General features: G+C 69.1%; 18 protein-coding genes and 2 tRNA genes. 17 read left to right on the forward strand and 3 right to left on the reverse strand.

Features of this window, described 5'->3' with window-relative positions; genetic code table 11:
* Positions 1-167 precede the first annotated feature (167 nt).
* Both ACIBAG_RS08190 and ACIBAG_RS08195 read left to right on the forward strand, forming a co-directional pair.
* Entirely contained in the window at positions 168-362 is a 195-nt protein-coding gene (locus ACIBAG_RS08190; protein ID WP_004001285.1) for a hypothetical protein, read from the forward strand.
* Between the two features lie 90 nt (positions 363-452).
* Positions 453-2,579, forward strand: a complete 2,127-nt coding sequence (locus tag ACIBAG_RS08195; protein WP_399102327.1) for a serine/threonine-protein kinase — start codon at positions 453-455, stop codon at positions 2,577-2,579.
* A gap of 260 nt (positions 2,580-2,839) precedes the next feature.
* On the opposite strand, the gene ACIBAG_RS08200 is transcribed toward ACIBAG_RS08195, so the two are convergent.
* A complete protein-coding gene (locus tag ACIBAG_RS08200; RefSeq protein ID WP_399102329.1) occupies positions 2,840-3,040 on the reverse strand; it encodes a hypothetical protein in 201 nt (66 codons plus the stop codon).
* Positions 3,041-3,531: 491 nt separating this feature from the next.
* Positions 3,532-3,602 (reverse strand) — tRNA-Gly (locus tag ACIBAG_RS08205).
* Positions 3,603-3,734: 132 nt separating this feature from the next.
* Here ACIBAG_RS08205 and ACIBAG_RS08210 point away from each other — a divergent pair.
* The 5 genes from ACIBAG_RS08210 (at position 3,735) to clpX (ending at position 8,616) form a co-directional block, all read left to right on the forward strand.
* Positions 3,735-3,811 (forward strand) — tRNA-Pro (locus tag ACIBAG_RS08210).
* A 211-nt stretch (positions 3,812-4,022) separates the two neighbouring features.
* Entirely contained in the window at positions 4,023-5,417 is a 1,395-nt protein-coding gene (tig, locus tag ACIBAG_RS08215) for a trigger factor (RefSeq protein WP_399102331.1), read from the forward strand.
* A gap of 373 nt (positions 5,418-5,790) precedes the next feature.
* A complete protein-coding gene (locus ACIBAG_RS08220) occupies positions 5,791-6,396 on the forward strand; it encodes an ATP-dependent Clp protease proteolytic subunit (protein ID WP_399103275.1) in 606 nt (201 codons plus the stop codon).
* A 72-nt stretch (positions 6,397-6,468) separates the two neighbouring features.
* Positions 6,469-7,149 carry an ATP-dependent Clp protease proteolytic subunit gene (locus ACIBAG_RS08225; protein ID WP_308400784.1) on the forward strand — a complete coding sequence of 227 codons (681 nt, stop codon included), beginning with the start codon at positions 6,469-6,471 and terminating at the stop codon, positions 7,147-7,149.
* 180 nt (positions 7,150-7,329) lie between these two features.
* Entirely contained in the window at positions 7,330-8,616 is a 1,287-nt protein-coding gene (gene clpX / locus ACIBAG_RS08230; RefSeq protein WP_399102334.1) for an ATP-dependent Clp protease ATP-binding subunit ClpX, read from the forward strand.
* Between the two features lie 89 nt (positions 8,617-8,705).
* Here the strand turns inward: clpX and ACIBAG_RS08235 are convergent, their stop codons facing one another.
* Positions 8,706-9,698 (reverse strand): hypothetical protein, encoded by a 993-nt coding sequence (locus ACIBAG_RS08235; protein WP_399102336.1) that lies wholly within the window; start codon positions 9,696-9,698, stop codon positions 8,706-8,708.
* Positions 9,699-9,834: 136 nt separating this feature from the next.
* On the opposite strand from ACIBAG_RS08235, the gene ACIBAG_RS08240 reads away from it, so the two are divergent.
* The 10 genes from ACIBAG_RS08240 to ACIBAG_RS08285 all read left to right on the forward strand — a co-directional run bounded on the left by ACIBAG_RS08240 (position 9,835) and on the right by ACIBAG_RS08285 (position 23,695).
* Positions 9,835-12,459, forward strand: coding sequence for a valine--tRNA ligase (locus tag ACIBAG_RS08240; RefSeq protein WP_399102338.1), 2,625 nt, complete (start codon positions 9,835-9,837; stop codon positions 12,457-12,459).
* A 196-nt stretch (positions 12,460-12,655) separates the two neighbouring features.
* Positions 12,656-14,143, forward strand: coding sequence for a bifunctional folylpolyglutamate synthase/dihydrofolate synthase (locus ACIBAG_RS08245; RefSeq protein WP_399102340.1), 1,488 nt, complete (start codon positions 12,656-12,658; stop codon positions 14,141-14,143).
* A gap of 9 nt (positions 14,144-14,152) precedes the next feature.
* The gene (locus tag ACIBAG_RS08250; RefSeq protein ID WP_399102342.1) at positions 14,153-14,509 is read left to right on the forward strand and encodes a DUF4233 domain-containing protein; all 357 of its coding nucleotides are present in this window, start codon (positions 14,153-14,155) and stop codon (positions 14,507-14,509) included.
* Positions 14,510-14,596: 87 nt separating this feature from the next.
* A complete protein-coding gene (gene ndk, locus ACIBAG_RS08255) occupies positions 14,597-15,010 on the forward strand; it encodes a nucleoside-diphosphate kinase (protein WP_004001296.1) in 414 nt (137 codons plus the stop codon).
* A 315-nt stretch (positions 15,011-15,325) separates the two neighbouring features.
* A complete protein-coding gene (locus ACIBAG_RS08260; RefSeq protein WP_004931372.1) occupies positions 15,326-16,345 on the forward strand; it encodes a rod shape-determining protein in 1,020 nt (339 codons plus the stop codon).
* Positions 16,346-16,551: 206 nt separating this feature from the next.
* Positions 16,552-17,577, forward strand: a complete 1,026-nt coding sequence (gene mreC / locus ACIBAG_RS08265) for a rod shape-determining protein MreC (protein ID WP_399102345.1) — start codon at positions 16,552-16,554, stop codon at positions 17,575-17,577.
* 13 nt (positions 17,578-17,590) lie between these two features.
* On the forward strand, positions 17,591-18,271 hold the full coding sequence (gene mreD / locus ACIBAG_RS08270) for a rod shape-determining protein MreD (protein ID WP_399102347.1): 681 nt from the start codon (positions 17,591-17,593) through the stop codon (positions 18,269-18,271).
* A 142-nt stretch (positions 18,272-18,413) separates the two neighbouring features.
* Positions 18,414-20,675 (forward strand): penicillin-binding protein 2, encoded by a 2,262-nt coding sequence (mrdA, locus tag ACIBAG_RS08275; protein WP_399102349.1) that lies wholly within the window; start codon positions 18,414-18,416, stop codon positions 20,673-20,675.
* Positions 20,672-21,871, forward strand: a complete 1,200-nt coding sequence (gene rodA / locus ACIBAG_RS08280) for a rod shape-determining protein RodA (protein WP_399102351.1) — start codon at positions 20,672-20,674, stop codon at positions 21,869-21,871. Before mrdA ends, rodA begins: the two co-directional genes overlap by 4 nt.
* A gap of 285 nt (positions 21,872-22,156) precedes the next feature.
* Positions 22,157-23,695 carry a CHAD domain-containing protein gene (locus tag ACIBAG_RS08285; RefSeq protein WP_399102353.1) on the forward strand — a complete coding sequence of 513 codons (1,539 nt, stop codon included), beginning with the start codon at positions 22,157-22,159 and terminating at the stop codon, positions 23,693-23,695.
* Positions 23,696-23,719 lie beyond the last annotated feature (24 nt).

The following is a 23,719-nucleotide window of genomic DNA, read 5'->3' on the forward strand; positions in this document are numbered from 1 at the left end:
CATGGTCCGGAGCGCTCGCGACCCGCACAGATCCGGCACAGGTGTGGCGAACGAAACGTCACGTGCCGCATAGCGGGGCCCGGTTGGTGGCACGATGGTTCTGGCGGGGGTGCGCGGGGTCGCGTCCCCGGGCCGGGAGAGCGGACCGACCGAGGGTGTGATCTGTTGTGGCCATTTCGCTGTCAGTGGTGCTGCTGTTGGCGATCGTCTTGGTGGTGCTGATCCGTGGCGGATCCCTGAAGGCCGGCCCCGCCGTCGTCGCCGTGCTGTTCGGCTTCTTCCTGGCCTCGACCGGGATGGCCGACGACATCCAGCGGTTCCTCAACTCGATAGCCGAGACCATCAACTCGATCCAGTTCTAGGGCCCGCTGGGCCGCCCGGAAGGGTACGGATACCCTCGTTCGTGATCGTCGAACATGCGAAACGGCGGTGCGGAACGGGGGACGTACGGGATGGCGCTGCGCGAGACCGACCCGGCGGAAGTGGGCGGCTACCGGATCGAGGACCGCCTCGGCTCCGGCGGCATGGGTGTGGTGTACCTGGCCCGCTCCGCCTCCGGCCGCCGCCTCGCCCTCAAGGTCGTGCACGCGCAGTACGCCGACGACGACGAGTTCCGCATCCGCTTCCGCCGCGAGGTGGCCGCCGCCCGTCAGGTCAGCGGCGCCTTCACAGCCCCCGTCGTGGACGCCGACGCCGACGCGCCGCGCCCCTGGATGGCCACGCTCTACATCCCGGGCGAGGACCTCGGCACCCACGTCCGCCGCCACGGCCCGTTGCCGCTGCCGAAGTTGCGCGAACTCGCCGCAGGGCTCTCGGAGGCGCTGCGCGACATCCACCGTGCCGGAATGGTCCACCGGGACCTGAAACCGGCCAATGTGATGCTCGCCGAGGACGGCCCCCGCGTCATCGACTTCGGCATCTCCCGCGCCGCCGAGTTCGCGGCCTCCGACGTCCTCACCCAGACCGGCCGCGTGATGGGCACCCCGCCCTTCATGTCCCCCGAGCAGTTCTCCTGCCCGCAGGACGTCGGGCCCGCGGCCGACGTCTTCTCCCTCGGCTCCGTCCTCGCCTACGCCGCCACCGGTCGCGGCCCCTTCGACAGCCCGAGCCCCTACGAGACGGCCGTACGGGTCGTCGACGGCGACGCGGAACTCGACGGCGTACCGGACGAATTGCTCCCTTTCATCCGCCTCTGCCTGGAAAAGCACCCGAAGTCCCGCCCCACGACAGGCGAACTCCTCACCCTCCTGCGCGACGGCCGTCTGCCCGCCCCGCGCCCGGAACCGGACCACGCAACCGCGGCCGACGAGCGGCCCAGGCCGCGCCGGCGCCGCCGACTGCTGATCGCCTCCGCGGTGAGCGCCCTGCTGCTGGCCGCCGCGACGACGGTCACCGTCGTGGCGGTCAACGCCGAGCCGACCCCCGCCGCCCGAGACCTCCCCGCCGGCTGGCGCGCCTGGCAGGCCAAGGACACCCACAACGCCGACGGCCTCGAAGCGGGCTCCTTCGCGAACTGCGCCGTCGTCGGCGGCGGCCTCGTCTGTGCGGGCGACGACATCAAGGCGGCGCGCTTCGAGCTCGCCACCGGCAAGGTCACGTGGAGCCACTCCGTGGATCCCACCCCGGACGAATCGGGCAACTCCGACGGCGAGGTGCTCGGCACCAAGGGTGACCGCGTCTTCGTCTACGAGAACAACGAGGTCCCGGACAAGAAGAACGCGGACTCGATGATCCACGACTACTCGATCCAGGCCCTCGACGCCCGCACAGGCTCCGTCGTCTGGTCGCGGCGTGTGTGGCAGGGCGCCGAGGTGAGCGCCCCCAGCACCGGCAGGGGCGGCGTCCAGGCGAACGTCGGGGTGGTCCCGCAGGGGGTCCTGACCCTCGACCAGGTCAAGTGGTCGTCGTACACCCTCCTCGGCGCCTACACCGGCAAGCCGCTCTGGCGGCGCGCGCTGCCCAAGGCCGACATGTGCGACCTGCGCGCCCTCGGCGGGAACGGCTACCTCCTGTGCTCCGACGCCGGCGACGAGAAGGTCAGGGTCATGCGTATCGACCCCGCCACCGGCGCACTTCGCTGGACGGTCGCCGTTCCCAGCACGCTGACGCTGGTGGGGCAGGCCTACGGCCGCCTGCTGTTCGTCGACGACGGCGGCGAGGAGTACCGCACCCTCACCACGATCGACATCGCCGACCACACCCGGAGCACCGTGCGCCTGGCCCGCCCGGTGTCCGGCGAGAACACGGGCATCGTCAGCGGCGGCACGGTCTTCTTCACCAATCCCAGCGGACGCGTCCAGGCGGTGGATCCGCGCACCGGCCGCCGCCTGTGGGACTCCCGTTCCTCCGTCGAGAGTCCCGGCCCCCCGCTCGCCTTCGGCACCCACGTCTTCATCGCCTCACCCGGCGGCCGCCTGGCCGCCCTGGACCGCGCCACCGGCACGGAACGCGACGCCCGCCCCGGCCCCGGTGGCCTCGCCACGTCCGGCGACGGCGTACCCATCACCCGCTCCGGCGACGCCCTCTACGTCCCCTACGGAGTGCGCTCCGTCTACTCCGTGGACGCCCGCGATCTCTGACCGCCGGCCCTGCGAGATCTCCGGGAACGCACGGTTTCCGGGAATCGACGGCCCACCGGACATACGAAGGGCCCGGTTCACGGAACCGGGCCCTTCGGCGTTCACAGCGGGCGACGGGAATCGAACCAGCGTAGCCAGCTGGGGAGATCGTGTATGCGGATGTTCCCCGTCCGTCGCCGCACGATCGGGCACGTGCGTGGCTTACCCCCGCCCTTCCAGGCCGGAAACGCCGACTTCTGCCCAGCCGGCCCAGTGGGCGGTCACGAGTCCGTGTGTGGCCACCTCGCCGATGCTGCGCGCACCGCGGTGCCGGAGACGAGGACCGCCGACAGCGCGATCAAGTTGGTCAGAACGCCTTCGATCTGCGCGGCGGAGACGCAGATGATCACGATGATGACGAGAACGGCGGCCCAGTCTCGTGGGCGGGGGATTGAAAGTGAGTTGGTTGGGGTCAGACTCATAGCAGTACCTCCTAGGTGCGCGCCCATCGATCGCTGCCCTCGCCGGGAAGCCTGTGCAGCGATCGGTGGGCTTTGTGTTGAACCACTGTGATGGGGTCTCTCCGGTCGCACCGATGCGTAAGCGCGACCTGACCGACAGTGCCGGTGCACAGGGGGCGCACGAAGTCATGAGCTCTGCCCAGCGGACCCATGGGCGCGCCCGCCCCAGCCACAGCGGGGTTCTCGTCCGCGCCCAGGTGATCGATATCCCATAGGTGATCCGCATCCGGACACGGTGTTCGGCGGCGGGGCGCCCGGAGGGCATCCACCATGGCGACGTCATCACCTTGCGGGCTCAACATGTGCGGTCGAAAGACGTCACTTGACCGCACGCGGGGAGCTTCCGAAAGCCCGAGGGGCACGCGGGGGACACGGCGCACTGGCCGGCGCCCCCGAAAGCGATCAGGGCCAGGCCGAGGAATCATCCTCTGACCTGGCCCTGAGTCGTACAGAGCGGGCGACGGGAATCGAACCCGCGTAGCTAGTTTGGAAGACTAGGGCTCTACCATTGAGCTACGCCCGCACAGGGACGCGCCGCAGGTCAGGTGACCGCGGCACTTCAGGCATCGTAGCGGGTCGGGGGCCCTCGGTGCACACCCCGTAAATGCGGCGGCCCGACTGTCTGCGGCCATGTACCCTACGTGTCGCACCAGCACGGGGTGTGGCGCAGCTTGGTAGCGCGTCCGCTTTGGGAGCGGAAGGCCGTGGGTTCAAATCCCGCCACCCCGACCACGACCGGTCACCACCGGCCATCACGTGCGACGACCTCGGTTGATCGTGTCCCTTGATCGCCTTTGAGGGCGTGTCGCCGCTGCCGTTACTATGCAAGCTGCACGCCCGTGTGTCTCTCCGTACGAAGTCACGAAGTCCTCCGGGCGGCGAATCCGCCGGACCAGTCTGGCTCCGGCAGAAACCAAGAAGTCAGCCACAAGGAGACCGAACCGTGAAGAGCGCCGTGGAGACCCTGAACCCGACTCGGGTTCGGCTCACTGTCGAGGTGCCCTTCGAGGAGCTCAAGGACAGCCTCGACGCGGCGTACAAGAAGATCAACCAGCAGGTCACGGTGAAGGGCTTCCGCAAGGGCAAGATCCCGGCCCGCGTCATCGACCAGCGGTTCGGCCGCGGTGCGGTCCTGGAGGAGGCGGTCAACGACGCGCTTCCGAAGTTCTACACCGAGGCGGTCAACGAGGCCGAGCTCTCCGTCCTGGGCCAGCCCGAGGTCGACATCACCGAGCTGAAGGACGGCGAGACGCTGAACTTCACCGCCGAGGTCGACGTCCGCCCGGCCATCGAGATCCCGGACTACTCCGGGATCGAGGTCGAGGTCGACGCCGTCGAGGTGACCGACGAGGACATCGAGAAGTCGGTCGAGCAGCTCCGCGAGCGCTTCGCCTCCACCTCCCCGGTGGAGCGCGCCGCCGAGGACGGCGACGTCGTCACGATCGACCTCGAGGCCAAGGTCGACGGCGAGGTCCTCGAGGACGGCGTCGCGAACGGCGTCTCCTACACCATCGGCTCCGGCGAGCTGCTGGACGGCATCGACGACGCCGTGAAGGGCCTGGAGGCCGGGGCTGAGGCCACCTTCACCTCCGAGCTCAAGGGCGGCTCGGCGGCCGGCAAGGAGGCCGAGGTCACCGTCAAGGTCACCCAGGTCGCCGCGCGCGAACTGCCCGAGCTGGACGACGAGTTCGCGCAGCTCGCCTCCGAGTTCGACACCCTCGAGGAGCTCAAGGCGGACAGCCGCAAGCGCCTCGAGAACATGAAGCAGTTCGACCAGGCCACGCAGGCCCAGGAGCGCGTCCTGGAGAAGCTGCTGGAGCTCGTCGAGGTGCCCGTCCCCGAGAAGCTGCTCGAGGACGAGATCAACACGCGTAAGCACAACCTCGAGCACCACCAGCTCGGCCAGATGGGCCTCACCCTCGACAAGTACCTGGAGATCCAGGGCAAGAGCGCCGAGGAGTTCGAGACCGAGACCCGCGAGGCCGCGGTCAAGGGCATCAAGACCCAGTTCGTGCTCGACGAGCTCGTCAAGCAGGAGAAGCTGAACGTCAACCAGGAGGAGCTCACCGAGCACCTCATGCGCCGCGCCGCCTCCTCCGGCATGTCCCCCGACCAGTTCGCCCAGGCGGTCGTCGAGGGCGGCCAGGTTCCGCTCCTGGTCGGCGAGGTCGCCCGCGGCAAGGCCCTGGCCGTCGTGGTCGAGAAGGCCGTGGTCAAGGACACCAACGGCGAGATCATCGACCTGGACGACGAGGACGAGGTCGAGGCGGCCGTCGAGACGGTGGAGGCCGCCGAGGGCACTGCTGACGAGGCCGCCGAGGAGAAGACCGAGGGCTGACGCCCACGGCGCCTGGAAGGTCGTACGAAGGGCCCTGGGGATGTTCACGCCCCAGGGCCCTTCGACGTACGTCGGGACGGCGCCCCGAAAGGGGCGCGGGGCTGTATCGATGTGCGGCTCCGCCGCGTGGGCGCGAGCAACCACGACGGGCCCGCAGCCGCCCATGTACCGGCACAACCACGGCGAGTAGCAAGCGGCCCACCCGCCGGAGGCTCTACGCCCCCGGCGAACACCCACGGAACCGGGATGGCACCGCCCAGCCTGCGCGTTAGGGTCCATGAGTATGAGGGCAGGGGAGCCCCCGTTGCCCGCAGAAGACGTAAGACGGCCCGGCGCCGTCGTAAGACGAGCAGGTGGATACGTGACGAATCTGATGCCCTCCGCCGCCGGCGAGCCTTCCATCGGCGGTGGCCTCGGCGACCATGTCTACAACCGGCTGCTCAACGAGCGGATCATCTTCCTCGGCCAGCCGGTCGACGACGACATCGCAAACCGGATCACCGCGCAGCTGCTGCTCCTTGCCGCCGACCCGGACAAGGACATTTACCTGTACATCAACAGCCCCGGCGGCTCGATCACCGCGGGCATGGCGATCTACGACACCATGCAGTACATCAAGAACGACGTGGTGACGATCGCCATGGGCATGGCGGCCTCGATGGGGCAGTTCCTGCTGAGCGCCGGCACCCCCGGCAAGCGCTTCGCGCTGCCCAACGCCGAGATCCTGATCCACCAGCCCTCCGCAGGCCTCGCGGGCTCCGCGTCGGACATCAAGATCCACGCCGAGCGGCTGCTGCACACCAAGAAGCGCATGGCCGAGCTGACCGCCTTCCACACCGGCCAGTCGGTCGAGCAGATCACCCGCGACTCGGACCGCGACCGCTGGTTCGACCCGATCGAGGCCAAGGAGTACGGCCTGATCGACGACATCATGCCCACGGCCGCCGGAATGCCGGGCGGCGGCGGCACCGGGGCCTGAGAGCCCCGGCAGGGGTCCGCAGGGCCCCCGCACAGCCCCCAGCCGACCGCCTGAGCCCCTAGGAGACAGACAGTGAACGACTTCCCCGGCAGCGGCCTGTACGACCGCACGCGCGCCGAGTACACGGGTCCCGCCGCCGAGTCCCGCTACGTCATCCCGCGCTTCGTGGAGCGCACCTCGCAGGGCATCCGCGAGTACGACCCGTACGCGAAGCTCTTCGAGGAGCGCGTGATCTTCCTCGGCGTGCAGATCGACGACGCCTCCGCCAACGACGTCATGGCGCAGCTGCTGTGCCTGGAGTCGATGGACCCCGACCGGGACATCTCGGTCTACATCAACAGCCCGGGCGGCTCCTTCACCGCGCTCACGGCCATCTACGACACGATGCAGTTCGTGAAGCCGGACATCCAGACGGTCTGCATGGGCCAGGCGGCCTCCGCCGCGGCCGTCCTGCTGGCCGCCGGCACGCCCGGCAAGCGCATGGCGCTGCCCAACGCGCGGGTGCTGATCCACCAGCCGTACAGCGAGACCGGCCGCGGCCAGGTCTCCGACCTGGAGATCGCCGCCAACGAAATCCTCCGGATGCGCTCGCAGCTGGAGGAGATGCTGGCCAAGCACTCCACCACGCCGATCGAGAAGATCCGCGAGGACATCGAGCGCGACAAGATCCTCACGGCCGAGGACGCGCTGTCGTACGGGCTGATCGACCAGATCATCTCCACGCGGAAGATGAACAACGCCGACGTTCGCTGACGCGGACCCGGTATTGTCTGCTGCCCCTTGGCACGGTTTGGGACGGTGCACGTCAAAGTGAACCGCGCCAAGGGGGGCCCGAACGGGGGGCCAGGCAAGGTACCGTCGACATAAGGCAGCACCAGGAGCCGCTGGATTCGAAAACGTCCAGGCGTCTCCCAGGCGAAGGGGAAGCACACCGTGGCACGCATCGGTGACGGCGGCGATCTGCTCAAGTGCTCGTTCTGCGGCAAGAGCCAGAAGCAGGTCAAGAAGCTCATCGCAGGCCCTGGTGTGTACATCTGCGACGAGTGCATCGATCTCTGCAACGAGATCATCGAGGAAGAGCTCGCGGAGACCAGTGAGGTCCGCTGGGAGGAACTGCCCAAGCCACGCGAGATCTACGAGTTCCTCGAGGGCTACGTGGTCGGCCAGGAACCGGCCAAGAAGGCGCTCTCCGTGGCCGTCTACAACCACTACAAGCGCGTCCAGGCCGGCGAGAACGGCGGCGCCCAAGGCCGCGACGACGCCATCGAGTTGGCGAAGTCCAACATCCTGCTGCTGGGCCCCACGGGCTCCGGCAAGACGCTGCTCGCCCAGACCCTGGCCCGCATGCTGAACGTCCCGTTCGCCATCGCCGACGCGACGGCGCTCACGGAGGCCGGGTACGTCGGCGAGGACGTCGAGAACATCCTGCTGAAGCTGATCCAGGCGGCCGACTACGACGTCAAGAAGGCCGAGACCGGGATCATCTATATCGACGAGATCGACAAGGTCGCGCGGAAGAGTGAAAATCCGTCGATCACCCGGGACGTCAGCGGCGAGGGCGTCCAGCAGGCCCTGCTGAAGATCCTGGAGGGCACCACCGCCTCGGTCCCGCCGCAGGGCGGCCGCAAGCACCCCCACCAGGAGTTCATCCAGATCGACACGACGAACGTGCTGTTCATCGTGGGCGGCGCCTTCGCCGGACTGGAGAAGATCATCGAGTCCCGGGCCGGCGCCAAGGGCATCGGCTTCGGCGCGACGATCCGCTCCAAGCGGGAGCTCGAGGCCAAGGACCAGTTCGAGGACGTCATGCCCGAGGACCTGGTCAAGTTCGGCATGATCCCCGAGTTCATCGGCCGGCTGCCCGTCATCACGAGCGTGCACAACCTGGACCGCGAGGCCCTGCTCCAGATCCTGGTCGAGCCCCGCAACGCCCTGGTGAAGCAGTACCAGCGCCTCTTCGAACTCGACGGCGTGGAGCTCGACTTCGAGCGCGAGGCCCTGGAGGCCATCGCCGACCAGGCCATCCTCCGCCAGACGGGCGCGCGCGGCCTGCGCGCCATCATGGAGGAGGTCCTGATGTCGGTGATGTACGAGGTCCCGTCCCGCAAGGACGTGGCGAGGGTCGTCATCACGGCGGACGTCGTTCACTCGAACGTGAACCCGACGCTGATCCCGCGTGAGGCGCGCGGGCGCGGTCCGGGCGAGCAGAAGACGGCGTAACCGCACCGCAGACGTACGAAGGGGCCCCGGTCAACCGACCGGGGCCCCTTCACTGTTGATGAGTCCGCAGAGATGCAGAGGTGCAGAGGTCAGGACGCGACGCGGATCTCCGGGCGGATCTTCGTGGCGATGTCCACGGCGACATCCTTGGTGATGCCCTGCGTGGCGTCGCCCGGCACCACCATGGTGATGGTGCTGTGGTCGGCCCAGGTGCAGAACCAGTCGGTCTTCTCCTTCTGGGTCATCATGTCCTGCCCCTTGATGCCCTGGCACTTCATGACCGCGCCGTCGAGCTCCACTTCCTCGGGCTCACCGAGCACCTCGACCTTGCCCGCGCCGGAGGTGCCGGAGCCGGACGAGGAGGCGCCCTTCTTGTACGCGACGAAGAAATCGTCCAGAGCCTTCTCGGGGTCGGCGATCTCACCGTAGGCGCCGAAGACGAGGATCGTCTTGTTCGTCGCGAGGTCGGACGCGTCGGGCGCGGTCGTCGGGTCGCTGGGGTCGTAGCTGCTCAGGTCGGTGGTCGAGTACAGGCTGGCCACGCTCTGACCGTTCTCGATGCCGTTCTTCGCCAGCTCACTCGCGGTGTCGTTGGACTTTCCGATGGCGTCCCCGGCCTTGGGCGCCCGCGTGTACTCGCCGCCGAGCACCTTCTCCGGCGTCGCCAGCTTGTGCGGCCCGTCGTCCTCGATGCCGCCAGAAGCGCCGCCGAACACGAAGTACGCCCCGACGCCGATGGCGACCACGACCGCGACCGCGCCGAGGATGATGGCCGTCTTCTTGTTGCCGCCGCCCTCCGGCGCCGGCGGCTGAGGCACCCCGTACGGGGCCTGGCCGTACGGCGGCTGCTGGCCGTACTGGGGCTGCTGGCCGTACGGCGGCTGCTGGGGCGGGACACCCTGCGGGGGCTGCTGCGGATAGCCGTAGCCGGGCTGGGGCTGCGGCTGCGCTGGAGGAGCCTGCTGGGGGTAGCCGTAGCCGGGCTGGGGCGCCTGCGGCTGCTGGCCGTACGGTCCGGGCTGGCCGTACGGTCCGGGCTGCTGGGGCTGCCCGCCGTACGGGCCCGGCTGGTTGTAGCTCATTTCTGGGTTCCCCTCCAGATGTTTATGTGTTCCCGACATCCTGGCGCAGGCCCGGAAACCGCGATGCATCGGGGGGCGCACCGTTACAGAACAAACGCGTTTCGGGACACCGCCGGGACACCCCTAAACTGAGCGCGTGACCGAGAACGCTCAGCAGCAGCCACCAGCGCCCGACACCGAACTGCCGACCCAGTACGCGCCGGCCGATGTAGAGGGGCCGCTGTACGAGCGCTGGGTGGAGCGGGGTTACTTCGAGGCGGACGAGAAGAGCGACAAGCCGCCGTACACCATCGTCATCCCGCCGCCGAACGTCACCGGCAGCCTGCACCTCGGGCACGCCTTCGAGCACACCCTCATCGACGCCCTGACGCGCCGCAAGCGCATGCAGGGCTACGAGACGCTGTGGCAGCCCGGCATGGACCACGCCGGTATCGCCACGCAGAACGTCGTCGAGCGGGAGCTCGGCAAGGACGGCAAGTCCCGGCACGACCTGGGCCGTGAGGCGTTCGTCGAGCGGGTCTGGCAGTGGAAGGCCGAGTCCGGCGGGCAGATCTCCGGCCAGATGCGCCGCCTCGGTGACGGTGTCGCCTGGTCGCGTGAGCGGTTCACCATGGACGAGGGCCTGTCCCAGGCCGTCCAGACCATCTTCAAGCGGCTCTACGACGACGAGCTGATCTACCGCGCCGAGCGCATCATCAACTGGTGCCCCCGGTGCCTGACGGCCATCTCCGACATCGAGGTCGAGTACCAGGACGACGACGGCGAGCTCGTCTCCATCCGGTACGGCGAGGGCGACGACTCCATCGTCGTGGCCACGACCCGCGCCGAGACGATGCTCGGCGACACCGCCGTCGCCGTCCACCCCGAGGACGAGCGCTACCGCCACCTCGTCGGCCGCGAGATCGAGCTGCCGCTCACCGGCCGCCGTATCCCCGTCGTCGCCGACGAGCACGTCGACCCCGAGTTCGGCACCGGCGCCGTCAAGGTCACCCCGGCGCACGACCCGAACGACTTCGAGATCGGCCAGCGCCACGACCTGCCGTCCCTCACGGTGATGGACGAGCACGCGGTCATCACCGCCCACGGCCCCTTCCAGGGGCTGGACCGCCTCGAGGCCCGCTCGGCCATCGTCGCCGCGCTGCGTGCCGACGGCCGGATCGTCGCGGAGAAGCGGCCGTACGTCCACTCCGTCGGCCACTGCTCGCGCTGCAAGACCACCATCGAGCCGCGCCTGTCCATGCAGTGGTGGGTCAAGGTCGGCCCGCTCGCCAAGGCCGCCGGTGACGCGGTCCGTGACGGCCGGGTCAAGATCCATCCGCAGGAGATGGAGAAGCGGTACTTCGACTGGGTCGACAACCTCCACGACTGGTGCATCTCGCGGCAGTTGTGGTGGGGCCACCGCATCCCGGTCTGGTACGGCCCGAACGGCGAGGTCGTCTGCGTCGGACCGGACGAGGAGCCGCCGAGCGGCGAGGGCTGGCGTCAGGACACCGACGTCCTCGACACCTGGTTCTCCTCCGGCCTGTGGCCGTTCTCCACGCTCGGCTGGCCCGAACAGACCGAGTCGCTCGCGAAGTTCTACCCGAACTCCGTCCTGGTCACCGGCTACGACATCCTCTTCTTCTGGGTCGCCCGGATGATGATGTTCGGCCTGTACGCGATGGACGGCACCCCGCCGTTCCACACCATCGCCCTGCACGGCATGGTCCGCGACCAGTTCGGCAAGAAGATGTCGAAGTCCTTCGGCAACGCGGTCAACCCGCTGGACTGGATGGACAAGTACGGCTCCGACGCCCTGCGCTTCACCCTCGCCCGCGGCGCCAACCCCGGCGTCGACGTCCCGATCGGCGAGGACTGGGTCCAGGGCTCCCGGAACTTCGCCAACAAGATCTGGAACGCGACCCGCTTCGCGCTGATGAACGGCGCGACGGTGGACGGGCCCCTGCCGGACCCGTCGGCGATGTCCTCGACGGACCGCTGGATCCTGTCCCGTCTGAACTCCGTCGTCGCCGAAGTCGACGCGTTCTACGAGGACTTCCAGTTCGCCAAGCTGTCGGACGCCCTCTTCCACTTCGCCTGGGACGAGGTCTTCGACTGGTACGTCGAGCTGTCGAAGACGACGTTCCAGGCGGGCGGCGAGGCGGCCGAGGTCTCCAAGCGTGTCCTCGGCGAGGTCCTCGACGTCACCCTCAAGCTGCTGCACCCGGTGGTCCCGTTCGTCACGGAGACCCTCTGGACCACGCTGACCGGCGGCGAGTCGATCGTGATCGCCGAGTGGCCGAGCGACAGCGGCTTCCGTGACCAGGGCGCCGAGCGGGAGATCGAATCCCTCCAGCAGGTCATCACCGAGGTCCGCCGCTTCCGCGCCGACCAGGGCCTGCAGCCGGGCCAGCGCGTCCCGGCCCGCCTGGCCCTCGACGGCACGGCACTCGCCCCGCACGAGCCGGCCATCCGCCAGCTGCTGCGCCTGCAGCCGGAGGGCGAGGCCTTCACGGCCACGGCGACCCTGCCGGTCGCGGGTGCGGAGGTCGCGCTGGACCTCTCGGGCGCGATCGACGTCGCGGCCGAGCGCAAGCGCCTGGCCAAGGACCTCGCCGCCGCCGAGAAGGAGAAGGCCCAGGCGACGGCCAAGCTCGGCAACGAGGCGTTCCTGGCGAAGGCACCGGACCAGGTGGTGGAGAAGATCCGCGGGCGCCTCGCGAAGGCGCAGGAGGACATCGCGCGGATTGCTGCGCAGCTGGAGAGGCTGCCGCAGGCGTAGGTGTTCATACGCCGAGAAGGCCCCCGGTGCCGTGCAGGCGCCGGGGGCCTTGACGTCCCTAAGGGGCGCGGGGCTGTATCGATGTGCGGCTCCGCCGCGTGGGCGCGACCAGCCAGGACTGGCCCGCAGTCGCCCGACAACACACGCCACCCCACTCCGTGGGCACGCTGTCAGTCCCCCTCCGTAGACTGGCCCCGTGAGTGAGAGCGACGACCCCTTCGACGAGATCATCGCGGCGGAAACCGACCGTGACCCCGATCTCGCGGTCATCGAGGCCGGCAGCCGCACCCTGCGCACCCAGGGCGGCCCGCCGGAGGCAGACGTGCCCGCGCGCCCCGAGGACCCCGAGGTCGACAAGGCCCTGCGCGAGGTCGAGGCGGAGCTCGCGACGAGGTGGGGCGAGACCAAGCTCGAGCCTTCGGTCACGCGCATCGCCGCGCTGATGGACGTCCTGGGTGAGCCGCAGCGGGCGTACCCCTCCATCCACATCACCGGCACCAACGGCAAGACCTCGACCGCCCGCATGATCGAGGCCCTCCTCGGCGCCTTCGAACTCCGCACCGGCCGCTACACCTCCCCGCACGTCCAGTCGATCACCGAGCGGATCAGCCTGGACGGCGCCCCGATCTCCGCCGAGCGGTTCATCGAGACCTATAACGACATCAAGCCGTACGTCGAGATGGTCGACGCCTCGCAGGAGTACCGGCTGTCCTTCTTCGAGGTGCTGACCGGCATGGCGTACGCCGCCTTCGCCGACGCGCCCGTCGACGTCGCCGTCGTGGAAGTGGGCATGGGCGGCTCCTGGGACGCCACCAACGTCATCGACGGTGACGTCGCCGTCGTCACGCCCATAGACCTCGACCACACCGACCGCCTGGGCAGCACGCCGGGCGAGATCGCCGCCGAGAAGGCCGGCATCGTCAAGCAGGACGCCACCGTGATCATGGCCCAGCAGCCGGTGGACGCCGCGCAGGTGCTGCTGAAGAAGGCCGTGGAAGTCGACGCCACCGTGGCCCGCGAGGGCCTCGAGTTCGGGGTCGTGGCACGTCAGGTCGCCGTCGGCGGGCAGCTGGTCACATTGCGCGGACTGGGCGGCGAGTACCCCGAGGTGTATCTGCCGCTGCACGGCGCGCACCAGGCGCACAACGCCGCCGTCGCCCTCGCCGCCGTGGAGGCGTTCTTCGGCGTCGGTGCCGCGCGGGCCGATGCGCTCGACATCGACACGGTCCGCAAGGCGTTCGCCGCCGTCGCCTCGCCGGGCCGTATGGAGGTCGTACGGCGCTCTCCGACCGTCGTGCTCGACGCCGCCCACAACCCGGCCGGCGCGCGCGTCACCGCCGAGGCGATCGGTGAGGCCTTCGACTTCAGCCGGCTGATCGGGGTCGTGGGGGCGAGCGGCGACAAGAACGTGCGGGAGCTGCTCGAGGCCTTCGAGCCGATCTTCGCCGAGGTCGTCGTCACGCAGAACTCCTCGCACCGCGCCATGGACGCCGATGAACTGGCCGGCATCGCCGTCGAGGTGTTCGGCGAGGAGCGTGTGCAGGTCGAGCCGCGGCTGCCCGACGCCCTGGAGGCCGCGATCACGCTGGCCGAGGAGGAGGGCGAGTTCGCGGGCGGCGGCGTGCTCGTCACCGGGTCCGTCATCACGGTCGGCGAAGCCCGGCTGCTCCTGCGGAAGGGCTGAGTCCGAAAGATGCGTACGCTCTGTTCCTCGACGCTGATCGGCGAGTTCTTCGTCATCGGCTTCGCCGGTCTGGTCGCCATGAAGGACCCCGACCTGTCCATGTCGCAGGTGTGGACGGTCAGCGGCATCGCGATGTTCCTGTGCCTGCTGCTGTGCGGCCTGGTGACCCGCCCCGGTGGCGTCGCCCTCGGCTGGGCCCTGCAGATCGCCCTTGTCGCCTCCGGCTTCATCGTCCCCACGATGTTCTTCCTCGGCGCGGTGTTCGCCGCGCTTTGGTGGGCTTCGGTGCACTTCGGCAGGAAGGTCGACGAGGCGAAGACGAGATTCGCGGCGCAGAGCGGTGAGAGCAGCCCGTCCGGGGCCTGAGCGCAAGCTGACACTGCGTAACAGGCACCTGGGAACGCCCTGTAGCCTCATCCCACCGCACCACCGGCTGTAAGAAGGAGCCCTCCCGTGACCCAGCGCACCCTCGTCCTGCTCAAGCCCGACGCAGTCCGCCGCGGCCTGACCGGCGAGATCATCAGCCGCATCGAGCGCAAGGCCGGCTGGCAGATCACCGCGCTGGAGCTGCGCACCCTGGACCAGGAGACCCTGGAGCAGCACTACGGAGAGCACAAGGGCAAGCCCTTCTACGAGCCGCTGGTGGAGTTCATGGCCTCCGGCCCGGTCGTCGCTCTGATCGTCGAGGGCGAGCGGGTCATCGAGGGACTGCGTCAGCTCGCCGGCCCGACCGACCCGATCGCCGCCGCGCCCGGCTCCATCCGTGGTGACTACGGTGTGATCGTCCGCGAGAACCTCATCCACGCCTCCGACTCCGAGGAGTCCGCCGAGCGCGAGGTGAAGATCTTCTTCCCGGGCCGCGCCTAGGTCGGACACGGCCTAGGCCGAAGCGGTCGGGAAATCGCGGTGTGGGGGCTGAAGTCCGAGTAGTCCCCACCCCTGCGTGCATATGTGTGACACCCGCGTGCATATGCGTGGCGATCGAGGGAACGAGTGCCCCCGATGGCCCGTCTCCACAAGCGGGGCGGTTCGCCATCTGATGACAATTGGCGAAGACCCTCCCGCAGTGTTCGTGCAGGCGCGTCTACGATGGAAGCCTTCACGTCACAGCACCCACTTCGCCGACCTGAAAAGCCGTCAAAAGCTCCCAGGAAGGCCAGACGAATCCTGATGGGGAACTCAATGTCGTTCATCGGCCGTGACATGGCTGTCGACCTCGGGACCGCCAACACGCTGGTGTACGTCAGGGGTCGCGGGATCGTACTCAACGAGCCGTCCGTCGTCGCGATCAACACGAACACCGGTGGCATCCTCGCGGTAGGCGCCGAGGCGAAGAAGATGATCGGGCGCACGCCCGGCAACATCGTTGCCGTACGTCCGCTGAAGGACGGCGTGATCGCCGACTTCGAGATCACCGAGCGGATGCTCCGCTACTTCATTCTGAAGATCCACAAGCGGCGGTATCTGGCTCGCCCGCGGGTCGTCGTCTGTGTGCCCTCCGGCATCACCGGCGTCGAGCGCCGCGCCGTCATCGAGGCGTCGTCCCAGGCCGGCGCCCGCCAGGTGCACATCATCGAGGAGCCCATGGCCGCGGCCATCGGCTCCGGCCTGCCGGTCCACGAGGCCACGGGCAACATGGTGGTCGACATCGGCGGCGGCACCACGGAGGTCGCGGTCATCTCCCTCGGCGGCATCGTCACCGCCCAGTCCATCCGCGTCGCGGGCGACGAGCTGGACAACGCGATCATCCAGCACATCAAGAAGGAGTACTCCCTCCTGCTGGGTGAGCGCACGGCCGAGCAGATCAAGATCACGATCGGTTCGGCGTACGACCTCGATGCTGACGAACACACCGAAATCCGCGGCCGGGACCTCGTCTCCGGGCTGCCGAAGACCGTCGTCATCTCCGCGGCCGAAGTACGCAAGGCCATCGAGGAGCCGGTCAACGCGATCGTCGACGCGGTGAAGACGACCCTCGACAAGTGCCCGCCGGAGCTGTCCGGCGACATCATGGACCGAGGAATCGTTCTGACCGGCGGCGGCGCCCTGCTGCGCGGCCTCGACGAGCGGCTGCGCCGCGAGACCGGGATGCCGATCCACATCGCCGAGGACCCGCTGGACAGCGTGGCGCTCGGATCCGGCAAGTGCGTCGAGGAGTTCGAGGCGTTGCAGCAGGTGCTGGACGCCCAGCCGCGCAGATGACGTAACTCTTCGATTCCGCCGTACGGGATGATCTCCTCTCGTACGGCGGATCGTTGATATAGAGGCATAAGCTTCCCGAAGGGCCTTGAAGCCTCGAAGCATCGAAACCTCGCATACAACTCCGCGTACAAACTCCGTATACAGAACCCCTGGGGTTTACCGGGGGTTTCCCCGAATTCCTATGAGGAAGGGCACGGCCGCCGCACGTGAGGGACACACGAGAGAGCCGGCTGCTCCTGGTGCTGCTGATCGCCATCGCGTTCGCGCTGATCACGGTGGACATCCGCGGCGGTGAGGATTCCCCCGTCGACGGCGCCCGGTCCGCCGCCGCGGCGGTCTTCGGCCCGATCGAGGACGGTGTGTCGGCCGCGGTGAACCCGGTCGGCAACGCGGTCGCCGCGGTCCGTGACTCCGGCGAGCGCCACGACCGGCTCGCCCAACTGGAGCAGGAGAACGCCGCCCTCAAGGCGAAGCTCGGCAGCGACGACCGCAACCGCAGCCGGCTGCGGCAGCTCGACAAGATGCTGAAGATCGCGGGCGAGGGCCAGTACGGCATCAAGGGCGCGGAAGTCATCGCCATAGGAGCGGCCCAGGGCTTCTCCTGGACGATCACCATCGACGCCGGCGCCAACGACGGTATCCAGCGCGACATGACCGTCCTGAACGGGGACGGACTCGTCGGGCGGGTCACCACCGTCGGCCCGAACACCGCGACCGTGCTCCTCGCCAGCGACCCCGACTTCACCGTCGGCACCCGCATGGAGTCCACCGACGAGCTCGGCTTCGCCTCCGGCCAGGGCGACCGCCCGCTGCGCGTCGAACTCCTCAACGGCAAGGCCGAGGTGAAGAAGGGCGACCGCCTCGTCACCTTCGGCTCGCAGGCCGACAAGCCCTTCGTGCCCGGCGTGCCCGTCGGCGTCGTCTCACGCGTCGACCCGTCCGGCGGCAACCTGACCCGCACCCTGTACGTCACGCCCTACGTCGGCTTCAGCAAGCTCGACATCGTCGGAGTCGTCGTGCAGGCCCCCGCGAAGGACCCGCGCGACACGGTCCTCCCCGACAAGCCCGAGCCGACCCCGACGCCGACCGTGACGGTCACCGTCACGCCGGGCGCCGACCCCGAGGGCGACGGCCAGGACCAGCCGCAGGCCGACGGACAGGCGCAGCCCCAGGCGGACGGCCAGTACCAGCCTCCGGCCGACGGCCGGAATCAGTACGAGCAAGAGCAGTAGGAGCTGAAGCCCCATGCGCGTCAACCGAATCCTGCTCTCCTCCTCCCTGGTCGTCGTCGCCCTGGTGCTCCAGGTGAGCGTCCTGGCCCGCCTGCACCTCCCGGGTGCCGTCCCCGACCTGCTGCTCCTCACCGTGCTGGGCCTCGCCCTGGTCTACGGCCATGTCGGCGGCGCCCTCGTCGGCTTCGGCGCCGGTCTGCTCGCCGACCTCGCCCCGCCCGCCGACCACGCCGCCGGCCGCTATGCGCTCGTGCTGTGCGTCATCGGCTATCTCGCGGGGCTCGTCAAGCCGGAGAACGGCCGGCTCAAGTCGGCCACCGGGCCGATGGTGGTCGTGGTCGTCGCCGCGATCGGTTCGACCCTGCTGTACGCCGGGGTCGGCGCCCTCGTCGGGGACACCGCCGCCCGCCATGTCGGCCTCGGCAGCCTGCTGTTCACGGCCGCGCTGTACGACCTGCTGCTCGCGCCGTTCGTGGTCCCGGGGATCATGGCGCTGGCCCGCCGAGCGGAGAACGACCCGCTCGCGGAGACCAACTCCCAGGCGAAGAAGCCCAGCATCTCCTCCGGCTGGCTCTCCGGCGGCACCGGCCTGCGCATCGGCAGCCAGCGCGGTGGACTGGGCGGCCTGAAGGTGAAGGCCGCGCGGTCGCGGACGGCGCGCGCCGGGCGCATCAAGGGGGTCAAGCGGCTGTGACCGCCCAAGAGTTCACCGGAACGAGTGAGGATCACCGGAACCGCGTCGCGCGGGCCCGTCGTTCATCACTCGTACACAGCCGGACACCATCACCATTCGCGCACACCTGTTCGTTCATGAGCTGAGAGGGGGAGCAGCAGACATGACCAACATTCCCGAGACGGGCCGGACGCCACGCGTCCAGATCCGGCTCATCGTCATCCAGGTCCTCGTGCTCTCCCTCCTCGGCACCCTCGGCGGACGCCTGTGGTACCTGCAGATCCGCGAGGGCGACGCCTACGCCAAGGAGGCGTCCGGCAACCACGTCCAGCAGGTGGTGCAGCCTGCCGTGCGCGGATCGATCCTGGACGCGCGCGGGGTGGCGCTGGCGGACAACGAGACGCGGCTGGTGGTGTCCGCCTCGCGTACGGATCTGCTGAAGATGCCGGACGACGGCAAGGCGGTGCTGACCAAGCTGGCGGGTGTGCTGGGGATGACACCGAAGGAGGTGATGGAGAAGGTCCGGCTGTGCGACGCCAAGACACCGCAGCCGTGCTGGAACGGCTCGCCGTACCAGCCGATCCCCATCACCGACGAGGCCACGGCGAAGCAGGCACTGCAGATCCGCGAGCGTGCCGAGGACTTCCCCGGCATCACGGCCGAGCCGCAGGCGGTGCGCCGCTACCCGAGCCCGGGTGAGGCCAACACCGCGCAGGTCCTCGGCTATCTGTCGCCGGTCACGGACGAGGAGATCCAGCAGGCCCAGGACAGCGACTCGCCCTACCTGCGCTCGGACATGGTCGGCCGCTCGGGTCTGGAGCGGGAGTACGACAAGGAGCTGCGGGGCAAGGCCGGTGTCACCCGCTACGAGGTGGACAACCTGGGCCGGGTCATCGGGCAGGCCCAGGCGGACGCCGCTCGGGCCGGCTCCAATCTCGTCACCAGCATCGACGCCCGGGTGCAGCGGGTGGCGGAGTACGAGCTGAACGACGCGATGAAGAAGGCCCGCCTGGAGTGGGACCGCAACACCAACGAGCGGTACAAGGCCGACTCCGGCGCGGTCGTGGTGATGGAGGCCAAGACCGGCCGCGTCGTCGCCATGGCGTCCAACCCGACCTACGACCCCAACGCCTGGGTGGGTGGCATCTCCGCCAAGGACTACAAGGAGCTGACCGGCAAGAGCTCCAACTACCCGCTGCTCAACCGCGCGATCCAGGGCCAGTCGGCCCCCGGCTCCGTCTTCAAGGTCATCCCGACGGCCGCCGCGGTCAACGCCGGTTACTCCTTCGACGGCCCCTACCAGTGCTCGAGCTCCTACTCGATCGGCGGCCAGGTCTTCAAGAACTTCGAGTCCAAGGGGTACGGCCCGATCAGCCTGGGGCGCGCTCTGGAGGTCTCCTGCGACACCGTCTTCTACCGCCTCTCCCACCAGGAGTGGCAGCGCGACGGCGGCACCAAGCCGAAGAAGAACGCCAAGGACTGGTTCTACAAGACGGCGCACCAGTTCGGCCTCGGTGCTGAGACCGGGATCGACCTGCCCAACGAGGTCACCGGACGCATCCCGGACCGCCAGTGGAAGCAGGACTACTGGAAGGCCAACAAGGACGCGTGGTGCAAGTACGGCAAGAAGGACGGCAGTTACGCCGAGAAGATCGCCTACGAGAACTGCCTCGAAGGCAACCGGCTGCGCGCCGGTGACTCGGTCAACTACTCCATCGGCCAGGGCGACACCCTGGTCACGCCGATCCAGATGGCCACGATCTACGCGGCCATCTCCAACGGCGGCACCCTGTACGACCCCACCGTCGGCAAGGCGATCATCAGCGCCGACGGCAAGAACGTCCAGGAGATCAAGCCGAAGTCCCACGGCAAGCTGCCGATAAGCAGGCAGACGCTGGCCGAGATGGACGACGCCCTCGCCGGCGTCGCCACCCGCGGTACCGCCGCCTGGCGGTTCGCGGACGTCGGCTGGCCGCAGGACAAGATCCCGATGCACGCCAAGACCGGTACCGCGGAGGTCTACGGCAAGCAGACCACCTCGTGGTTCGCCACGTACACCAAGGACTACGCGGTCGTCATGACGATCTCCCAGGGTGGTACGGGTTCCGGCGCCTCGGGCCCGGCCGTGCGCAACATCTACGACGCGCTGTACGGCGTCTCGGACGACGGCACGATCGACAAGAAGAAGGCGCTGCTGCCGACGCCGCAGAAGAGCCTGCCCAAGGTCCGCACGGACGGCACCATCACCTCGCCGAAGATCTCCAAGGACCCGGCGAAGGAGCAGCGGGCCAGCCAGGAGGGCGAGGACTCGCCGGACCAGCAGCAGCTCGCCGCCACGGTGGCCACGCCGTCGGCCGAGAACCGGGACACACGGCGCAGGCGGCGGCGGAGCCGTGGGCGGGGAAGCCGGAGGATGCTCACATGACCGGGGCCAACAGCTTCCAGGTCTCCGGGTACGGGCCCGAACGGGCGGGCTGGACCCGGCTGTTCGCCCGTGACTCGCTCGCCCGCAGGCTCGACTGGACGATACTGCTGGCGGCGATCGTCCTGTCGCTGATCGGCTCGCTGCTCGTCTTCTCGGCGACCCGCAACCGCACCGAGCTCAACCAGGGCGACCAGTACTACTTCCTGGTCCGCCACCTGCTGAACACCGGCATCGGCTTCGCCCTGATGATCGGCACGGTCTGGCTCGGCCACCGCACCCTGCGCACGGCCGTGCCGATCCTGTACGGCGTCTCGGTCTTCCTGATCCTGCTGGTGCTGACCCCGCTCGGCTCCACCATCAACGGCGCCCACTCCTGGATCAAGCTGCCCGGCGGCTTCTCCCTCCAGCCCTCGGAATTCGTGAAGGTCACGATCATCCTGGGCATGGCGATGCTGCTGGCGGCGAGAGTGGACGCGGGCGACAAGCAGTACCCCGACCATCGCACGGTCGTGCAGGCCCTGGGCCTGGCCGCCGTGCCCATGCTGATCGTGCTGCTGATGCCCGACCTCGGCTCGGTCATGGTGATGGTGGTGATCGTGCTGGGCGTGCTGCTCGCGTCCGGCGCCTCCAACCGCTGGGTCTTCGGACTGATCGGCACGGGGACGATGGGCGCCATCGCGGTCTGGCAACTCGGCGTCCTGGACGACTACCAGATCGCCCGCTTCGCGGCCTTCGCCAACCCCGAGCTCGACCCGGCGGGCGTCGGCTACAACACCAACCAGGCGCGTATCGCTATCGGTTCGGGCGGGCTCACGGGAGCGGGGCTGTTCCACGGCTCGCAGACGACCGGCCAGTTCGTGCCCGAGCAGCAGACCGACTTCGTCTTCACGGTGGCGGGGGAGGAGCTGGGCTTCGTCGGCGGCGGGCTGATCATCCTGCTCCTCGGCGTCATCCTGTGGCGGGCCTGCCGGATCGCGCGCGAGACGACCGAGCTGTACGGGACGATCGTCGCGGCGGGGATCGTGGCGTGGTTCGCCTTCCAGTCGTTCGAGAACATCGGGATGACGCTCGGGATCATGCCGGTGACGGGTCTGCCGCTGCCGTTCGTGTCGTACGGCGGGTCGTCGATGTTCGCGGTGTGGGTGGCGGTGGGGTTGTTGCAGTCGATCAGGGTGCAGCGTCCCATGTCCGCGTAGGCATGCGGCGGTGGGCCGTTCGGTCGATGACCGTGGTCGGTGGTCGGTGGTCGGTGGTCGGTGGTCGGTGGCCGGTGGCCGGTGGCCGGTGGCGGTGGCGGGTGGCGGGTGGCGGTCCCTGGTGGCCGACGCCCCTGGCCCCCGCTTCGGCCCGGACGGGCCTCGTCTCGTCCGCGAACTCCCCAATCTCTTCGAGCGGGGGCCCACATGGGCCGTGTCGGTTCACCTGTTGTTCATGGCCGGTAAGCCCTGTCATCACGTCGTGACTCCCATTAGATTCGGCTCATGGCGGACACAAAGCGCGAGATCGAGCGGAAGTACGAGTCCGACGAGAGCGGCCTGCCCGACCTGACCGGCGTCGCCGGGGTGGCGGCGGTCATCGACAAAGGTGTCGCGCAGCTGGACGCCACCTACTACGACACCGTGGACGAACGTCTCGCCGCGTCGTCGTTGACCCTGCGGCGCAGGACGGGGGGTTCCGACGCCGGCTGGCATCTGAAGTTCCCCGTCGGCCCGGGCATACGGGACGAGATCCAGGCACCGTTGTCCGACGAACTGCCCCGCACACTCGCCGGTCTGGTCCGCTCCCGGGTCCGGGACACCGAGCTGGTGCCGGTGGTCCGGCTGCGCTCCGACCGTGATGTGCGCGACCTGGTGGACGCCGACGGCCGGGTGCTGGCAGAGGTCAGCGTGGACGCGGTGCTGGCCGAACGGCTCAGTGGCGACGGCGGCACCGCACAGTGGACCGAGATCGAGGTGGAGCTGGCCGACGGCGTCGACCCGGTGTTCCTCGACAAGGTCGAGAAGCGACTGAAGAAGGCGGGCGTGCGGCCGTCCTCGTCCGCCTCGAAGCTGCAGCGGGCCCTCGCGGAGACGGCGCCGAAGAAGAAGCGGGGCCAGAAGACGCGGGTGGTCCGGGCTCCGGTCACCGCAGGCGATCACGTGCTCGACTACATCAGGGCCCAGCGGGACGCCATCGTCGAGCTCGACCCGGCCGTGCGGCGGGACGTGTACGACTCCGTGCACAGGATGCGGGTCGCCACCCGGCGGATGCGCAGCGCCTTCAAGTCGTACGCGAAGGTCCTCGACCGGGCCGTGACCGACCCGATCGGCGAGGAGCTGAAGTGGCTGGCCGGGGAGCTCGGCGTCGACCGGGACCAGGAGGTGCTGACCGAGCGGCTGACGGCAGCCATCGACGAGCTGCCGCGCACCCTGCTGTCCGGGCCCGTCCGCACCCGGCTGCGCACCTGGTCGAAGGCCCGCAGCGGGGGATCCCGACGGCGGTTGGTGAATGTGCTCGACGGCACGAGGTACCTGGAGCTGCTGGGCACCGTCGATGCTCTGGTCGCCGGGCCGCCGCTGCTGGAGGCGGCCGGCGGGCAGCCGGAGACGGTGATCGGGAAGGCCGTACGGAAGGACTTCTCGCGGGTGTCCGGGCTGGTCGAGCAGGCGCTGGGGCTGGAGCCCGGGCACGAGCGGGACCTCGCGCTGCACGAGGCGCGGAAGCTGGCCAAGCGGACGAGGTACTCGGCGGAGTCCGCGGTCCCGGCCCTCGGCGACCCGGCCGCCGGGCTGGTCAAGTCGATGAAGAACCTGCAGAACCTGCTCGGCGACCACCAGGACAGCGTGATGACCAGGGAGGCGCTGCGCGAGCTGGCGCGGCAGGCGCACGCGGCGGGGGAGCCGTCGTTCACCTACGGGCTGCTGTACGGGCGTGAGGAGCGCAGGGCGGCCGAGGACGAGGCCGAGCTTCCGGGGCTCTGGGCGGAGATCAGGAGCAGGGCGGGATCGTGGACGTACGGGGGGCCGTCCCGGTCGCGTTAGGCTAGATGGTCACCCCTGTCAGTT

Source organism: Streptomyces sp. NPDC051243 (assembly GCF_044455405.1).
In the GTDB taxonomy this organism is placed as follows: Bacteria; Actinomycetota; Actinomycetes; order Streptomycetales; family Streptomycetaceae; genus Streptomyces.

Coding starts and splice junctions, on each gene's coding strand:
- ACIBAG_RS08195 (WP_399102327.1), top strand. CDS start 453: ATGGCGCTGCGCGAGACCGACCCGGCGGAAGTGGGCGGCTACCGGATC.
- ACIBAG_RS08200 (WP_399102329.1), bottom strand. CDS start 3,040: ATGAGTCTGACCCCAACCAACTCACTTTCAATCCCCCGCCCACGAGAC.
- ACIBAG_RS08220 (WP_399103275.1), top strand. CDS start 5,791: ATGCCCTCCGCCGCCGGCGAGCCTTCCATCGGCGGTGGCCTCGGCGAC.
- rodA (WP_399102351.1), top strand. CDS start 20,672: ATGACCGGGGCCAACAGCTTCCAGGTCTCCGGGTACGGGCCCGAACGG.
- ACIBAG_RS08250 (WP_399102342.1), top strand. CDS start 14,153: ATGCGTACGCTCTGTTCCTCGACGCTGATCGGCGAGTTCTTCGTCATC.
- mreD (WP_399102347.1), top strand. CDS start 17,591: ATGCGCGTCAACCGAATCCTGCTCTCCTCCTCCCTGGTCGTCGTCGCC.
- ACIBAG_RS08260 (WP_004931372.1), top strand. CDS start 15,326: ATGTCGTTCATCGGCCGTGACATGGCTGTCGACCTCGGGACCGCCAAC.
- ACIBAG_RS08235 (WP_399102336.1), bottom strand. CDS start 9,698: ATGAGCTACAACCAGCCGGGCCCGTACGGCGGGCAGCCCCAGCAGCCC.
- ACIBAG_RS08285 (WP_399102353.1), top strand. CDS start 22,157: ATGGCGGACACAAAGCGCGAGATCGAGCGGAAGTACGAGTCCGACGAG.
- mrdA (WP_399102349.1), top strand. CDS start 18,414: ATGACCAACATTCCCGAGACGGGCCGGACGCCACGCGTCCAGATCCGG.